We start from the raw sequence: 15,905 nt of genomic DNA, 5'->3' as shown, positions 1-15,905 counted from the left end.
ACTGCCCCGAACGGCACTCCCTCACCGTCCCTCATGCGGGCGCAGCATCTGGCGGGCGATGATCAGGCGCTGGATCTCGCTGGTGCCGTCCCAGATGCGCTCGACGCGGGCGTCCTTCCACCAGCCCGCGATGGGAAGCGTATCCATCAGGCCCATGCCACCGAAGGTCTGGATGGCCCGATCGGTCAGCTTGCCGAGCATCTCCGAAGCGGCGAGCTTGGCCATGGCGAAATCGGCATCCGTCGCCTTGCCGTGGTCGAGAAGCCAGGCGGCGCGCAGAGTCAGGAGGTCAGCCGCCTCCAGTTCCACAGCGAGATCGGCCAGCGGGAAGGAAACGCCCTGGAACTGCGAGATCGGTTGGCCGAACTGCTTGCGCTGGCCCGCCCATGCCAGCGTTTCCTCCATGACGCGGCGGGCGCGGCCCACGGAGGTCGCGGCGACCGTCAGCCGGGTGGCGCCGAGCCACTCGCTCATCAGGTCGAAACCCTTGCCCTCTTCGCCCAGGAGCTGGTCGGCGGGGATCGCGCAATCATCGAAATAGAGCTCGCAATTGTGGTAGCCGCGATGCGACAGCGCATGCGGGCCCGGGCGGACCGTGAGGCCGGGCGTATCCTTGTCGACCAGGAAGCCGGAGATCTGGTTGCGCGGGCCGCGCTTCGTTTCCTCCGTGCCGGTGACGGCAAAGAGGATGATGAAATCGGCCTTGTCGGCATGCGAGATGAAGTGCTTCTGGCCGTTGATAACGTAGCTGTCGCCCCTGCGCACGGCCTTCGTCTTCATCGAGCGGACGTCGGAACCGGCGCCGGGCTCGGTCATGGCCAGGCAGTCGATGCGCTCGCCGCGCACGGCCGGCAGCAGCCAGCGCTCGCGCTGGGCACCCTTGCAACCCTGCAGGATGTTGGAGGGACGGGCGACCACCATCTGCAGGCCGTAATTGGCTCGGCCGAGCTCGCGCTCCAGCAAGGCGAGACCGACGGCATCAAGGCCGCCGCCGCCGACCTCGACCGGCATGTTTGCGGCATAGAGACCGAGTTCGATCGCCTTGCGCTTGATCTCCGCTGCGAGTTCGTCGGGAACCTCGTCCGTCTTCTCGACCAGCGCCTCGTGGGGATAGAGTTCTTCCTCGACAAAGCGGCGGACCGTCTCGACCAGCATCTCCTGTTCTTCGGTCAACGCGAACTGCATCGAAGCCATCTCCCCTGGATTTCAGCGATCTTCGGCGATTCAGGCCGCCAAAGCGTGCCCATCACGACATCGATCAGGCGTAATGCGACGCGTCCATTTCGATGATGGTGGTAACGGGATGCTTCGACGCGGACAGCATGGCCACCTTGACCTCCCCCAGCGACCGCGCGGCGACATGGGCGGCCCCGAAGGCCTTTGCCGCGGCGGAGAAGTCGGTCGCGTGCAGTTGCACGCCAAGCGGCGCGATCTGGTTGCGGATCATGTATTCCTCGATCTCGCCATAGCGCTGGTCGTTCCACAGGAGCACGATGATCGGCGCGCCGGCATCGGCGGCGCTCGCGAGCTCCGGCAGGGTGAACTGGAGGCCGCCATCGCCGATGATGCAGACGACCGGGATGCCCGGACGCGCCACCTTGGCGCCGATCGCCGCCGGCAATGCGTAGCCGAGCGTGCCGAAGCCGGTGGCGGCGCTCATCCAGCGGCGCGGGGCCGGCGGTTCGGCCATGAAGTTGCCGCCATAGCTCGCCGCGGTGGAATCGGCCGCAACGACGGCATCCGGCAGCAATTGCCAGATCGCCTCGATCAGAGGACGATGGCGGGTGTAGCGGGGATCGGCGCCTTCCATCCGCGCCGCCTGAAGCCTTTGGGCGTAGGCGGTTCCGTCGGGGATCGTGTTCACCAGCGGCGTCAACGCAGCGGCAAAGGCGCCGGCCTCCCCGACAACCGGCAGTGCAGGATGGGCATTGCGATAAAGCTGGCGGACATCGATGTCGACGCGGATCACCGGACTGCCGAGGGCGAGCCCCTCCTCCCCGTACCAGAACTCCGTTTCGCCCAGCTCGGTGCCGAGAGCTACGACGAGATCAGCCTCGCGGATGGCATCGTGGAGGGCCGGGGTCAACATGCAGCCGCCGGCCAGCAGGGGGTGGCCGGCGGGCAGAACCCCCTTGGCGTTGGCGGTCAGCAGGGTGGCGGCGCCGAGCTTCTCGATGAGGCCGCGCACGGCGTCCGCCCCTCGCACGCAACCGCCGCCCGCGATGACCAGCGGATTACGGGCCTTGGCGATCAGGGCAGCGGCAGCTTCGACATCGCCGGCGGCCGGCGGCGGCGGGCCGGCGGGCTTGCGCATGGGGGTGACCGGGCCGACGAAAGGCTCCGAGAGGAGGTCGATCGGGATCTCGACCAGTACCGGGCCGGGCCGGGAGGAGGACAGGAAGGCGAAGGCCTCGTCGAAGGCGGGAATAAGCTGGTCCGCCGTCAGGACCGTCAGCGCCAGCGCGGAGACCTCGCGGCCAACCACGGACTGGCCGCGCAATTCGTGCAGCCGCCCTTCGCCCCGGCCCAGCGTGGAGCGCGGATTCAGCGTGGTAATCACCAGCATGGGAATGCTGTCGGCCAACGCCTGGCCCATGGCGGTAGCAACATTGAGCAGGCCCGGACCCGTGACGATGAAGCAGGCGGCGGGCCTGCCCGTCGCCCTGGCATAGCCATCGGCCATGAAGCCGGCGCCCTGCTCGTGGCGCGGCGTGATATGAGTCAGCCCTGATCCCGGGAGACCGCGGTAGAGTTCGACCGTATGCACGCCGGGAATGCCGAAAACCGTGTCGATGCCCCGCTCGACCAGAAGCCGCGGGATGAGCGTGCCGAGATGCGGATGATCGGTCATGGAGCCCTCAGGAGCGCGGACTTCCAGCCCGCTTCTTCAAATGGTTTTTCATACTGGGAGAGCGCTGCTTTCCGGGGACCGCAGGCATTCCTGCCTGCGCTGGACGAGGTCAGCCCGCAACAAGGAGGCAGGCAGGAATGCCTGCGGCCCCCGGAAGAACTAAGCCGCCTTGCCCTGCGTCAGCCGGATTGCCAGGCGCACCATGCGGGAAGAAGCCTCGCGCAGCAGGTCGGCATCGGCGCTGAGGCTGACGCGGATATGCCCCGCCGCCTGCTGGCCGAAGGAACTGCCGGGCATGACGGCGACTTTCTCCTCGTTCAGGAGCCGCCAGGCGAAGGCCTCCCCGTCGAGGCCGGTGCCGGAGACGTCGACCATGGCGAACATGCCGCCCTCGGGCTTGGAGCAGCGCAGGCCCGGAGCGTTGGCGAGCGCCTCGGGCAGGATCTCGGCACGGAGGCGGAAGCTCTCCACCATTTCGGCGCACTCGGCGAAATCCGCACTGAGGGCGAAGGCCGTCATGTCCTGGATGAACGGCTGGCCGCCGAACAGCATCATTTCGGAAAGCGGCAGCATGCGGTCGATGAATTCGGCGGGGCCCACGCACCAGCCGGCGCGCATGCCCGGGAGCATGTGGGACTTGGAGATCGAGGAGACCACCACCGTGCGCTCCGCTCCCTCCGGCAGGTCGAAGGGCGAGACGAAGGGAGAGCCGTAGGACATGGTCTCGTAAACCTCGTCCGAGACGATCCACAGGTCGTGGCGCGCGCAGACATCGACGATGGCGGCGATCTCCTCCCGCGTCAGCGTCGCCCCGGTCGGATTGTGCGGCGAATTGAGCAGCAGGACGCGCGAACGCGGGGTGATACGGGCTTCGAGATCGGCAGCCTGCAGATGGAACCCCTTGGCCGGATCGAGCGGCACCAGCACCATGTCGGCACCGCTCGCGCGGATCACGCCTTCATAAGTGGCATAGAGCGGATCGCCCACCAGCACCTCGTTGCCCGCCTCGGCGAGCGCCGCGATGACGGCGAAGAGGGCAGTCTGGGTGCCCGGCATGTAGGCCGCGTTCTCGGTGGTAATGGCGCGGCCGGTACGCTTGCTGTACTTGGCCGCAATCGACTGCAGCACGGAGCTTTCGCCCCGTCCGCCGGAATATTTGGTGCGGCGGGCCTGGAGGCTGGCGATGGTGGCGTCGATAAGGGCCTGGGGCGCCGGCGTATCGGGTTCGCCGATCGCAAGCTCAATGATGTCCTGCCCCGCGATGACGCGGCGGCGGGCCTCGCGATGCACGGCCCACTTCGCTGCGCCCAAATCGGCCAGACGATCGGTGACGGAAGCAAAACGCACGGCACACTCCTGCAGCAAAGATCCCGCCTGTCCGGAAGCCTCATGGACAGCGGGAAGGATCAAGACTCGAAAGAGGAAGGAACGGATTCGCGCCTACGCTTCGAACGCCCGGACTTCCTCCATCGACTCTTCTGACATGGGCAAGCGGATATCACGACGCGCGATCCGGCGTAACCCCCGCGGTATTCTGACTGCCCGGAGAGACCGGCGGATGACGCAGGACGCCGCCGGCATCGCCTGTTGCGACATCGGGAATTGCAAGCTGCATGTTGTATCTCATGCCGGGGGACCTTTCCAAACCCGGCGCCGCGATGCCCCAGCCTCCTTCTCCGCAGGGAGAACAACGCCCGCAAGCCTGTGGCGCTGCGCATTCTCGCGGAGGTCTATGCCAAGGCCAGCGACGGCGGAACGCAAGCGTCCGGCGCAGGTACACCGGCTGGCGCACGGGACGTTGACGGGGTCCGATCGCACTCTGTGATCCAGGGGTTGTGCGAGGCGTCCGGCCACCCCTTCGGGCCGTGGATGTGCCATTTCGGGACGGCCGCGAAGTGTCCGCGCGGCGGAGGCATAGCTCGCCCCTCAGCCATGCCGAAATGCAGGATTGAATCGATTTACAAATCGCACGCCGCAGGCGATATTGCGACGCAATAAAAAGCTTCCCAGCCCGCTGAATTTAAGCCTTTTCCAACCGGCGATGATCCATCGTGGGGCCTGTTGCTTTGTTTGTTTTCGACGTTGTCCGCATTTGAAAGCCCGATCGTGACCCATCCGGCCGCCGCCTCCTTTTCCGACCTTCCCGCCGATACCCAGACCCGCCGCGTCAACCCAGCCTGGATCGAACTGGCCCTTGCCGTCGGCGCGTTCGGTGTGGGCGCGGGTGAATTCGCGAGCATGGGGATCCTGCCCAACGTGGCCCAGGGCCTCGGCATCACCGAACCGCAGGCCGGCCACATGATCAGCGCCTATGCGCTCGGCGTGGTGGTCGGTGCACCCATCATCGCCGTGATCTCGGCCAAGATGGCGCGCCGTACCCTGCTGCTCTGGCTGATGGTGATCTTTGCCCTCGGCAACGTCGCCAGCGCACTTGCCGGCAACTACCTTTCGCTGGTGGGCTTCCGCTTCTTCGCGGGGCTGCCGCACGGCGCCTATTTCGGGGTCGCCTTCCTGGTGGCCGCCGGCATGGCCGAACCCAGTCGCCGGGCGCAAGCCGTCGGCCGGGTGATGCTCGGCATCACGCTCGCCACGCTGGTGGGATCGCCGGTGGCGACCTGGCTCGGCCAGGCGCTGGGGTGGCGCCTCGCCTTCGCGATGGTGGGCGCCATCGGTGCGTTGACGGCGCTGCTCATCCTGGTCTTCATGCCCCTCGACAAGGTGCAGACCGGCGCCAGCCCGCTGCGCGAACTCGGGGCGCTACGCCGCAAGCAGGTCTGGCTGACGCTCGGCATTCCGGCCATCGGGCTGGGCGGCATGTTTGCCGTCTATTCCTATATCGCCTCGACCCTTACGCAGGTCTCCGGCTTCTCACCGGCCTTCATTCCCATCGCGCTGGTCCTGTTCGGCCTCGGCATGAACGTCGGCAACGTCGTCGGTTCGCGGCTCGCCGATCGGGCGTTGATGCCCACCATCGGTGCCATGCTGATCTGGGTGATCGCGGTGATGACGCTTTATTGGCTCACCGCCTCCAATCCCTGGATGGTATCGCTCTGCATCTTCCTGATCGGCTGCAATTTCGCCATCTGCCCGGCTGTACAGACCCGGCTGATGGACGTGGCAGGCGATGCACAGACCCTGGCCGCCGCCCTCAATCACTCGGCGTTCAACTTCGCCAATGCGCTCGGCCCCTGGCTCGGCGGAATTGCCATCTCGGCCGGCTTCGGCTGGGCCTCGACCGGCTGGGTCGGTGCGATCCTGGCGGTGGGCGGCCTTGTGGTGTTCCTGGTGTCCTGGGCCCAGGAACGGTCCGACAAGCGGGACACCGAAGCCGAGCCGGCCGCGGCGGCCTGAAACGCCGTCTCACGAGAGGGTTGCCGGATACTCCGGGAATCGGCTCGAAATTCGCCGTCAATCCCGAAGCGTGCGGGCCTGTCCCGGCATCCGAACGCCGCAGCCCCTCGGATCACCGGGCAAGCGCGGCGGCGCACGATCCCGGCTTCCATCGATTGGCCGGGGACCGAACATCCGGTCCCAGCGTCCTCTTACGCCGCCTGGCGAGTCGCGAAACGCCGGCGATAATCGCGCGGCGACAGGCCGGTCACCTTGAAGAACACCTTCCGGAAGGCCGCCGGATCCTCATATCCGACCGACCAGGCTACCTGGTCGACGTTGCGGTTGGTCATTTCCAGAAGTCCGCGCGCCTTGTTGACGCGGATATGCTGGAAATACTCCGTGGGCTTGAAGCCCGTGGCCTTGTGAAAGCGGCGCAGGAAGGTGCGCTCCTCCAGTCCGGCCTGGCCGGCCATCTCCGAGAGCGAGACCGGCTGCAGATCGCCCTCGCCCGCCTCCTGCTCCTGCAGCCAGCGCTGCACCTTGAGCACGGCCTCATCTCCATGACGCAGGTTCGGCGAAAAGCTGCTGTAGTAGCGCTGCTCGCGCCCCGGTGGGTCGACAAGGAGAAAGCGGGCCGTCTCCAGCATCACGGCCGGGCCCAGCAGCCGCTCGACCAATGTCAGCCCGAGATCGGTCCAGGCCATGATGCCGCCGGCCGTGATGATGTCGCCGCCGTCGATGATCATCTGTCCGGTATCGATCTCGATGTCGGGAAAGCGCTGTGCGAGGGCCTGCGCGAAACTCCAATGCGTCGTTACGGGCCGGCCGGACAGGAGCCCGGTTTCGGCGAGGACGAAGGCGCCGGCGCAGACGGAACACAAGGTCGCCCCCTCCTCATGCTGTCGGCGCAGCCAGGGCGCGAACCGCGCGGATATCTCGCGCGAGGGCAAGGCTCCGAGCCCGGGCAGGGCGACGATCGCTACAGGCCGATGCCCAGTCCCCTCGTGGGTATCGACGGCGCATTCGATCTCACCGTCCCCGGCGATCTTCCACTGGCTGACCCGAATGCCCGAGACGGCGTTGCCGCTCCGGCGGCGGGCGATCTCGTTGGCTGCCTCGAACAGGTCGACCATGCCGTAAACCGCGGCGGTCCGCACGCCGGGATAGAGCAAAAGGCCGACCTCAGGTAACTTGTTACCTTTAATCATATGTCAGTTTTGCCTTGGAAATGTGTTTTGTCGATCCCTAGCACGCTGCCATCGAACGATACAATGCCTTGACCGCGGGGCCCTGCACCTCTCCGCGAAGGCACGCGAATCGGTGCGGCCCAGCTCGGCCGAAATCCAGGCGAGTGACTTATTGCCGGGCCTCCGCAGCCATCGCGACCAGCACCTTTCGCAGGCTTCCGGGATCGGCCACCCGCTCGGCGAACGGCACTCTCACCGTCTCGTCGGCGAAGGCAAGGTCCATGCCCTCAGGGTCGATGCCCGTGAGGCGCCAAGGCCCCTCCTTCCCACGGGCGAGCCTGGTGGCATAGAGCCGTACCGCATCCGCGTGATCGGCATTCATATGCTCGACCGCACCTTCCTCGCCTTGCCTCAGGGCCGCGGCTTCGCTGCAATCCGTCAGCAATTCCTCCGGCGACAACCGCGCCGCCCGCGCGAAGCCGCCGTTGAGGTGGCCGCCGGTCACGGCCATGCGAAAGAAGCTGAAATCTGGAAAGCCCGCATAGAGCGATGATTTTGGGTGGCGCGAGAGAAAGCGTCTCCTGACGTCCGCATCGTCCACGATTTCGGCCCGGCCCGTCACCGTCAGGCGTGCATGGGCGAGCGGGTCCCCCTTGCCCCCCTCGCTCAGCAGCAGGGAAACACGCGGATCCTTCTCGATGTTGCCGCGATGGGCGGCGAGCCTCGACAGCAGCAGCAGGGGCGAACCGTCGAAGTCGGTCGCGACATTCACGAGGCTGGCGAAGGGCGAACCATCCTGCGCGTCGATGGTCGCCAGCGCGCCCGCCCGTATGCGCCGCAGGAGGGCCTTGGCCTCCATCACGGGCTCGAAATCGGCGGGCTGGCCGGCCGGATTCGGCTGGCCGGGCTGGCGCGTGGTGTCGGTGTCGGACATCGGGTTGAAGACTCGCCTCGGCTGCAATTACTGCGAAATTGCCGCTTTATTACCAATAAGCAACCAGAAGTACGGATTTGCCCCGATAATTGTCACACTTCTGCCCGTTTGAGCGTAGAATGCGGGAGGAATCGGTGGTGATTTGCGCCCAGCGTCACCATAGTGGACTTCAGCGGATCGCTCCGCTCATCGTGAGGAATGCAATGCCAACGATCGCGCTGGTCGATGACGACCGTAACATCCTGACGTCGGTTTCCATCGCCCTGGAAGCGGAAGGCTATCGCATCCAGACCTACAATGACGGGATGTCGGCCCTCGACGGGCTCAAGGCCAACCCGCCGGACCTCGCCATCTTCGACATCAAGATGCCGCGCATGGACGGCATGGAACTGCTGCGCCGCCTGCGCCAGAAATCCGAACTGCCGGTGATCTTCCTCACCTCGAAGGATGAGGAAATCGATGAACTCTTCGGCCTCAAGATGGGGGCCGACGACTTCATCCGCAAACCCTTCTCCCAGCGCCTGCTGGTGGAGCGCGTGAAGGCTGTGCTGCGCCGTTTCCAGCCTAAGGATGCCGCCGCCTCCAAGGCGTCGGACGCCAAGATCCTCGAGCGCGGCCAGTTGCGCATGGACCCCGAGCGCCATACCTGCACCTGGAAGGGCGAGCCGGTCGTGCTCACGGTCACCGAATTCCTGATCCTGCATGCTCTGGCCCAGCGCCCCGGCGTGGTGAAGAGCCGCAATGCGCTCATGGACGCGGCCTATGACGACCAGGTCTATGTCGACGATCGCACGATCGACAGCCACATCAAGCGCCTGCGCAAGAAGTTCAAGCAGGCCGACGACGATTTCGAGATGATCGAAACGCTGTATGGCGTCGGCTACCGCTTCAAGGAGGCGTGAAACCGGGCCTGCCTTCGGCGCAATGATCGAAAGAGGCGGCGTCGGCACGTCCGGGCTGCCTCGGTTGCAGGGCCATCGCTCTTGCGAGGCCCGCTTCACCCTGGATCGCCGGGTCGGGCTCGGTCACCGGAGGAAAGCGGGCTTCCGGCGAATTCGGGTCCGTCTCTTCATGGGGCAGACTGAAGTGCCCGGACCTTTCTGGCGGAATGAGGCCGCCTTCCATCGATCCTGAGGTTGCCTTGCTCGACAGAAACACGACCCCCGAGCGCGAGACGGAAACCTCCGAGGCTCCCCGGTCTCGATCGGTCCTGCGCCGGCGCCTGCGGCGCCTGCTGCGCATCGTGGCGGTCCAGACCTTCTCGAGCCTCACACGTCGTATCGTCGTGCTCAACCTCGCAGGACTGGTCGCGCTGGTGGTGGGCATTTTCTACCTCAACCAGTTCAGGGAAGGCCTTATCGATGCCCGCGTGCAGGCCCTCCTGACGCAGGGTGAGATCATGGCCAGCGCCGTCGCCGCTTCCGCGACCGTCGAGACGGGCTCCATCCATGTCGATCCGGAGAAGCTGCTCGAACAGCAGGCGGCCGGGGAGGAGGACAGCGACGACTCAACCCTCCTCGACTTCCCCATCAATCCGGAGAAGGTCGCGCCCCTGATGCGGCGCCTGATCTCTCCCACCAAGCTGCGCGCCCGGGTCTACGACAAGGACGGCAACCTCGTGATCGATTCGCGCGCCTTGTTCATCTATTCCGACATCGTCCGCTCGGACCTGCCGCAACCCAAGGAAGAGCCCAACCTGCTCCAGAAGGTCTGGAACGTGGTCAAGCGCGTGATCTTCCGGTCCGACGCGCCGCTCTACAAGGAATTGGGCAACCAGAACGGCAAGGGCTACAGCGAGGTTGTGGCGGCGCTCGACGGCACGCCCTCCTATCTGGTCAGCATCAACGAGCAGAACGAATCGATCGTCTCGGTGGCGGTGCCGATCCAGCGCTTCAAGACCGTGCTCGGCGTCCTGCAGCTCTCCACCCGGCCCGGCGACATCGACCAGATCGTCACGGCCGAGCGCCTCGCCATCCTCCGCGTCTTCGCCGTCGCAGCCGTGGTGATGGTGATCCTATCCATTCTGCTCGCCAGCACCATCGCCGGTCCCATCCGTCAGCTGGCCCGCGCCGCCGAGCGTGTGCGCTATGGCGTCAAGTCGCGCCAGGAAATTCCGGACTTCACCGAACGCTCCGATGAGATCGGCCATCTGTCCGGCGCGCTACGCGACATGACGACCGCGCTCTTCAAGCGCATCGAGGCCATCGAAAGCTTTGCCGCCGACGTCGCCCACGAGCTCAAGAATCCGCTGACCTCCCTGCGCTCGGCGGTGGAGACCCTGCCGCTCGCACGCAGCGACACGTCGCGTGACCGCCTGCTTGAAGTGATCCAGCACGACGTGCGCCGCCTCGACAGGCTGATCTCCGACATTTCGGACGCGTCGCGCCTCGACGCCGAACTGCTGCGCAACAGCGCCGAGCCGGTGGATATCGTCAAGGTGCTGACCGCCCTCACCGACGTGTTCAACAGCGTCGAGCGCGATGACGGCGTAAAGGTGCGGCTGTCCATTCCCATCGGCCTGCCGGCGACCGCCTTGTTCGTCAACGGCCACGATTCGCGACTCGGCCAGGTGATCAACAACCTCGTCGACAATGCACGCTCCTTCTCGCCCCGGAACGGCGAAGTGCGCATCAATTTGCGCCGCAACAAGAACGACATCGACATCGCCATCGAGGATGACGGGCCGGGCGTGCCTGACCACGCACTGGAGCGGATCTTTGAGCGCTTCTACACCGATCGCCCGGAGGAACAGGGCTTCGGCCAGAATTCAGGCCTCGGCCTGTCCATCTCCAAGCAGATCATCGAAGCCCATGGCGGCAAGCTCTGGGTCGAGAATCGCATGGATGGCGACAAGGTGCTTGGCGCCCGCTTCACGGTGCGCCTGCCGGCCGCCGCGGCCTGAGCCAAGCCCCCATGGGCGCCGACGCTGCGGAACAAGGCGCAGAATCGGAGTGTCGATTGCCAATCGACATTCTTGAAACGTGACCGTTTGTCGGCTTGAAAGGTGGCGATTGGTAAGCGCCGCCCGGCAAGGTTCGCGCCTATGGGCATGCCGGACGTTCTTGAACCTGCGTGCCCGACGGTTCAGAAAGAACGGGCAAGATGCCCGTGCGCCCGGACCCGCTGATGCCTGCCTCCCCTACTATCCATGCGACCTGCTTCGTCCTCGACGGGCACGGCATCCTCGTGCGAGGCGAGTCGGGCGCCGGCAAGAGCCGGCTTGCGCTTCATTTCATCGAGACCGCAGCCGGAAAGGGGCGCACGGCCAGGCTGGTGGGCGACGACCGTGTCTATATCGAGGCGGTGGCGGGGCAACTGATCGCCTCCGTCCCCTCGTCGATCGCCGGACTGATCGAGCGTCGCAGCCAGGGATTGCGTGACGCCGGCATCGAAAAGATCGACTTCCAGCCTTCGGCACCGGTCTCCCTCGTTGTGGATATCGTCCCGGATGCTGAAGTTTTTAGCCCGGCCGGCAAAAAAAATCACCGCATATGGCTGCAGGGCATCGAACTGACCCATCTTCTGGTTCCACGCGATTTTTCGAGCGCCGCTGCATTAATCGAGCAGATTCTGCCCCGTTTGGTATAGTTTCAGAAGCGGATTCCACTCCTGCGCGCGTCCGTGATCGTTAACAAAGCGTTGACGCCTATGGCCCGGATGTGACGAGACTGCGACAATGTGAGCCGTAGGGAGACTTGTTTTTGTGCAACGCGAGAATAATATCTGCGGCGAAAGCTACGGGTTGCGGAATGTCGTCGAGGCATTCCGGCCGTGCGTTGCGGAGGCGTCGTCTCATTTTGCTCAACACCGGGTGGCGCGAAAGCGGAACAGGCCTGGATTGTTGTCGCGATAGCGACGGCGACCGGAAAGATTCGATGCGGATCGACCGATGATCGGCATGGTGCTCGTTACGCATGGTCACCTTGCGACCGAATTTCTGTCGGCTCTCGAACACGTCGTGGGCCCGCAGCGGAATGTGGAGGCCATCGATATCGGCCCCGAAGACGATGTCGAGCAGCGACGGCGCGACATCATCGATGCGATCGGCAGGGTCGAGAGTGGCTCTGGCGTCGCGGTTCTCACGGATATGTTCGGAGGAACACCTTCAAATCTGGCGATATCCGTGATGAGCGGCCCCTCCATCGAGGTTGTGGCCGGCATCAATCTTCCCATGCTCGTCAAACTGGCGCGCCTGCGCAGCGAGGTTCCCCTCGCCGAGGCAGTGACCCGCGCCCAAGAGGCTGGCCGGAAATATATCAATATCGCCAGCCGCGTGTTGTCAGGCCAATGATTCGACGTTCCCTCAATCTCGCTGTACATGATCAGTTTGCCGACGGGGTGATTGCAACCCCGGTGGCATTCGCCAACCCTTGGGCCAAATGTTGGGGCTCGAGTGCCCCCGCCGGTTGCACCCCGGTCCAGATGCAGGCGGAAGCCTCCTTGATGCACAGGCAGCAGATGCACGCAGGCAGTACCGACGAAGATCCCTGTATCGAACCCGACACGGCTCCCGAGCCCACAGTGGCAGGCGGCATCGTCCGAATTCTCCCCATCATCAACAACAAGGGCCTGCACGCCCGCGCTTCGGCGAAATTCGTGCAGACGGCCGAAGGTTTCGACGCCGATGTGAAGGTCACCCGCTGTGGTGAGACCGTAGGCGGCCAGTCGATCATGGGCCTCATGATGCTCGCCGCGGCTCGCGGCACCACCATCGTGGTCGAGACCTCCGGCAACGAGGCCCGCGCCTGCATGGACGCTCTCGAGGCCCTGCTGGCGGACAAGTTCGGCGAAGAAGCCTGATTACGAAAGAGTGATCGGAACAGCCCGGTTTCCTGGCATTGGGAAACCCGGAGGCAACCTTGCAGGCTCCCGCGCATCAGCCTGCCCATTCTCCTGAAGAAACTGCCGAAATTCCACGAAAGCCTGCCCCGGAACTCACGCGGCAGGAGCGAATTTCTGCGCGGGAATGCAGGCGCGAGGGGAAGATTTTCCTACACGCATAGGCAGCAATATATCTTCACCAAAAGTCATGTTTTCGCCGCAATCCAGCCAAGGAGCCGCCCCAGCCCGGGGAGAATTTCCTACTCGTTACCTCGGCACCCGGTTCGGCGTAAGCCGGAAACCTCAGCCCCCCAGCCCCCCGACTTTGCTGGACCGGGTCCGCCGAGGTGGCGTCCTAAATGAGTAAGTTGAGGCCGATCCTTGCAAAAGGTCGGCCTTTTTTTACTGCCATGGCGCTGGATTCGGCCGTCCCTTCCCATAGGCAGCTCCCCCGGTGACCGGAACCGTGTATTTGGCGAGGGATGCCGCTTCGCCTCCCGCCGGCCCACTCGAAAGCGCGACATTCCAAGGACATACAGACCTCGTTCCCAAGCTGCCCTTGAAACGGGGACGTAAATTGTCCATCTGTGCAGCGGCGTTTCCGCCCCACAGACAATCATCACGAGTGAAGAACAATGAGCGCTGAAGTTCAGGGCGCGGGCCCGGATGTTGCCGCGCCGCAGAGCCGTACCTTCGAGGCCGACGTCGCCAAGCTGCTGCACCTGATGGTGCATTCGGTCTACTCGGACAAGGACGTGTTCCTGCGTGAGCTGATCTCCAACGCGGCCGATGCCTGCGAGAAGCTCCGCTACGAATCCCTTTCCAACCCGTCCCTTCTCGGCGACGAGCAGAAGGCGGGCATCAGGATCACGCTCGATGCGGACAATCGCCGCCTCGGCGTCGAGGACAACGGCATCGGCATGAGCGGCGAGGAGCTGATCGAGGCGCTCGGAACCATCGCCCGCTCCGGCACGAAGGCCTTCGTCGAGCGGCTGGAGAGCGCCGCCCAGCAGGCCGAGAGCAGCCAGTTGATCGGCCAGTTCGGCGTGGGTTTCTACTCGACCTTCATGGTGGCCGACAAAGTCGAGGTGTTCTCGCGCCGCGCCGGCTCGGATGTGGCCAATCTCTGGTCGTCAGACGGCAAGGGCTCCTATTCCGTGGCGCCGGTCGCGCTTGAGGAAGCTCCCGCGCGCGGTACCCGCGTGGTGCTGCATCTCATGGAGGACGCCAAGTCCTACGCCGAAAGCTTCACCATCGAGCAGCTCGTCAAGGCCCATTCCGGTCACGTGCCGGTGCCGATCACCCTCCTCGACAAGCCCGACGCCGAGCCCCGGCAGATCGCGGACGGCGCCGCCTTGTGGACGCGCCCCAAGGCCGACATCCCGGCGGAAGACTACACCGACTTCTATCGCAGCCTCGCCGGCCAGTTCGACGACCCGGCGCTCACCATCCATTTCCGCGCCGAGGGCCGGCAGGAATACACGCTGCTGGCTTTCGTGCCGGGCTCGCGTCCGTTCGACCTGTTCGACCCGCAGCGCAAGGGCCGCATGAAGCTCTATGTGCGCCGCGTGCTGATCTCGGACGAGGCGGACCTGGTGCCCGGCTATCTGCGCTTCATGCGCGGCCTGGTCGATTCCGCCGATCTGCCGCTCAACGTATCGCGCGAAATGATCCAGGAAAGCCCCCTGCTGACTGCCATCCGCAAGGCGGTGACGGGGCGCGTGCTCTCCGAGCTCGAAAAGCTCGCGACCAGCGACGCGGCAGCCTACGCCAAGGTCTGGGAGAATTTCGGCGCTGTGCTCAAGGAGGGCCTCTACGAGGATTTCGAGCGCCGCGACGCCCTGCTCGGCCTCGCTCGCTTCAAGACCACGACCTCGGCCGGCGAATGGCGCTCGCTGAAGGATTATGTTGCCGGTCTCAAGGAAAACCAGACGGCGATCTATTATCTTGCGGGCGACGATGCCAAGCGGCTGGAGACCTCCCCGCACCTGGAGGGCTTCCGCGCACGCGGCATCGAAGTGCTGCTGCTCGCCGATCCGGTCGACAGCTTCTGGGTCACCTCGGCGCTCGGCTTCGACGGCAAGCCCTTCAAGTCGGTGACGCAGGGCACTGCCGATCTGGCCGCCATCCCCCTCGCCGACAAGCCCGAGGAGCAGGCTCCCGAGACCACCTCCGCCGTCGCCGCCTTCCTCGCTTTCGCCAAGACCACGCTGGGCGACGACGTCTCGGATGTGCGAGCCTCGGAGCGCCTGACCTCGAGCGCCGTCTGCCTCGTCGCGCCCGATCTCGGCATGGACCGGCGCATGGAGCAGATCCTGGCCAGCGCCGGCCGCCTGGAAGGCGCGATGCAGAAGCCTGTGCTGGAGATCAATCCGCGTCATGCCCTGGTGACGAAACTCGCCGGCGTCCAGGAAGCGGGAACCGATCCTGCCTTCGTCGAAAGCGCCACCAGGCTGTTGCTGGACGAGGCCCGCATCCTTGATGGCACCGTGCCGAGCGACCCGGCCGGTTTCGCCGAACGCCTGTCGCAGGTATTGGCGAAGGGCCTGGGATGATTTTGGGAGCCGGGTCCTCAGACCCGCGTTCCTCCGATGTCGTCGAGGTTCCCCCGCAGGCTGCAGGAGCATGACAGGGAATCGCGGGGGCTCGGTTTTGTCCCCACCGGGCTTGTCCCGGTAATCCAGCCTGGCACAACGGATTGGAAAGCAGCATCTGTATGCCCGGGACGAACCCGGGCATGACAAAGCCTGTGCCCCCGGCAAGCCAAGGCTCGATCCTT

Annotated in this window: 12 protein-coding genes; 7 read left to right on the top strand and 5 right to left on the bottom strand. The window is 65.1% G+C overall.

What is annotated here, in order from left to right; translation table 11 throughout:
* Positions 1-21: 21 nt before the first annotated feature.
* From AC6H34_RS13050 to AC6H34_RS13040, 3 genes are all read right to left on the bottom strand, one after another.
* Positions 22-1,185, bottom strand: a complete 1,164-nt coding sequence (locus tag AC6H34_RS13050; protein ID WP_497539079.1) for an acyl-CoA dehydrogenase family protein — start codon at positions 1,183-1,185, stop codon at positions 22-24.
* A 73-nt stretch (positions 1,186-1,258) separates the two neighbouring features.
* A complete protein-coding gene (locus tag AC6H34_RS13045; protein WP_497539078.1) occupies positions 1,259-2,851 on the bottom strand; it encodes a 5-guanidino-2-oxopentanoate decarboxylase in 1,593 nt (530 codons plus the stop codon).
* Between the two features lie 159 nt (positions 2,852-3,010).
* Positions 3,011-4,198, bottom strand: coding sequence for a pyridoxal phosphate-dependent aminotransferase (locus AC6H34_RS13040; protein WP_497539077.1), 1,188 nt, complete (start codon positions 4,196-4,198; stop codon positions 3,011-3,013).
* A gap of 834 nt (positions 4,199-5,032) precedes the next feature.
* Here AC6H34_RS13040 and AC6H34_RS13035 point away from each other — a divergent pair.
* On the top strand, positions 5,033-6,202 hold the full coding sequence (locus AC6H34_RS13035; protein WP_448151357.1) for an MFS transporter: 1,170 nt from the start codon (positions 5,033-5,035) through the stop codon (positions 6,200-6,202).
* A 191-nt stretch (positions 6,203-6,393) separates the two neighbouring features.
* On the opposite strand, the gene AC6H34_RS13030 is transcribed toward AC6H34_RS13035, so the two are convergent.
* Both AC6H34_RS13030 and AC6H34_RS13025 read right to left on the bottom strand, forming a co-directional pair.
* On the bottom strand, positions 6,394-7,392 hold the full coding sequence (locus AC6H34_RS13030) for a GlxA family transcriptional regulator (protein ID WP_497539076.1): 999 nt from the start codon (positions 7,390-7,392) through the stop codon (positions 6,394-6,396).
* Between the two features lie 148 nt (positions 7,393-7,540).
* Positions 7,541-8,305 carry a HugZ family pyridoxamine 5'-phosphate oxidase gene (locus tag AC6H34_RS13025; RefSeq protein WP_497539075.1) on the bottom strand — a complete coding sequence of 255 codons (765 nt, stop codon included), beginning with the start codon at positions 8,303-8,305 and terminating at the stop codon, positions 7,541-7,543.
* A gap of 203 nt (positions 8,306-8,508) precedes the next feature.
* On the opposite strand from AC6H34_RS13025, the gene AC6H34_RS13020 reads away from it, so the two are divergent.
* The 6 genes from AC6H34_RS13020 (at position 8,509) to htpG (ending at position 15,681) form a co-directional block, all read left to right on the top strand.
* A complete protein-coding gene (locus AC6H34_RS13020; protein ID WP_448149562.1) occupies positions 8,509-9,207 on the top strand; it encodes a response regulator transcription factor in 699 nt (232 codons plus the stop codon).
* Positions 9,208-9,413: 206 nt separating this feature from the next.
* Positions 9,414-11,207, top strand: coding sequence for a sensor histidine kinase (locus AC6H34_RS13015; protein WP_497539074.1), 1,794 nt, complete (start codon positions 9,414-9,416; stop codon positions 11,205-11,207).
* 224 nt (positions 11,208-11,431) lie between these two features.
* A complete protein-coding gene (locus AC6H34_RS13010) occupies positions 11,432-11,893 on the top strand; it encodes an HPr kinase/phosphorylase (protein WP_497539073.1) in 462 nt (153 codons plus the stop codon).
* Positions 11,894-12,194: 301 nt separating this feature from the next.
* Positions 12,195-12,596, top strand: a complete 402-nt coding sequence (locus tag AC6H34_RS13005) for a PTS sugar transporter subunit IIA (RefSeq protein WP_448149565.1) — start codon at positions 12,195-12,197, stop codon at positions 12,594-12,596.
* Positions 12,597-12,748: 152 nt separating this feature from the next.
* A complete protein-coding gene (locus AC6H34_RS13000; protein ID WP_497539072.1) occupies positions 12,749-13,105 on the top strand; it encodes an HPr family phosphocarrier protein in 357 nt (118 codons plus the stop codon).
* Positions 13,106-13,761: 656 nt separating this feature from the next.
* Positions 13,762-15,681, top strand: a complete 1,920-nt coding sequence (gene htpG, locus AC6H34_RS12995; protein ID WP_497539071.1) for a molecular chaperone HtpG — start codon at positions 13,762-13,764, stop codon at positions 15,679-15,681.
* The last annotated feature ends 224 nt before the right edge of the window (positions 15,682-15,905 follow it).

The organism is Labrys sp. ALF-8 (assembly GCF_059699065.1).
Note: the sequence above shows the minus strand (reverse complement) of the source record. Positions and strands in the feature narration are given on the sequence as shown.

Excerpts from the sequence above, each read along its gene's own strand:
- AC6H34_RS13050 (WP_497539079.1), bottom strand. The coding sequence starts at position 1,185 with ATGCAGTTCGCGTTGACCGAAGAACAGGAGATGCTGGTCGAGACGGTC.
- AC6H34_RS13045 (WP_497539078.1), bottom strand. The coding sequence starts at position 2,851 with ATGACCGATCATCCGCATCTCGGCACGCTCATCCCGCGGCTTCTGGTC.
- AC6H34_RS13030 (WP_497539076.1), bottom strand. The coding sequence starts at position 7,392 with ATGATTAAAGGTAACAAGTTACCTGAGGTCGGCCTTTTGCTCTATCCC.
- AC6H34_RS13025 (WP_497539075.1), bottom strand. The coding sequence starts at position 8,305 with ATGTCCGACACCGACACCACGCGCCAGCCCGGCCAGCCGAATCCGGCC.
- AC6H34_RS13020 (WP_448149562.1), top strand. The coding sequence starts at position 8,509 with ATGCCAACGATCGCGCTGGTCGATGACGACCGTAACATCCTGACGTCG.
- AC6H34_RS13015 (WP_497539074.1), top strand. The coding sequence starts at position 9,414 with ATGAGGCCGCCTTCCATCGATCCTGAGGTTGCCTTGCTCGACAGAAAC.
- AC6H34_RS13010 (WP_497539073.1), top strand. The coding sequence starts at position 11,432 with ATGCCTGCCTCCCCTACTATCCATGCGACCTGCTTCGTCCTCGACGGG.
- AC6H34_RS13005 (WP_448149565.1), top strand. The coding sequence starts at position 12,195 with ATGATCGGCATGGTGCTCGTTACGCATGGTCACCTTGCGACCGAATTT.
- AC6H34_RS13000 (WP_497539072.1), top strand. The coding sequence starts at position 12,749 with ATGCACAGGCAGCAGATGCACGCAGGCAGTACCGACGAAGATCCCTGT.
- htpG (WP_497539071.1), top strand. The coding sequence starts at position 13,762 with ATGAGCGCTGAAGTTCAGGGCGCGGGCCCGGATGTTGCCGCGCCGCAG.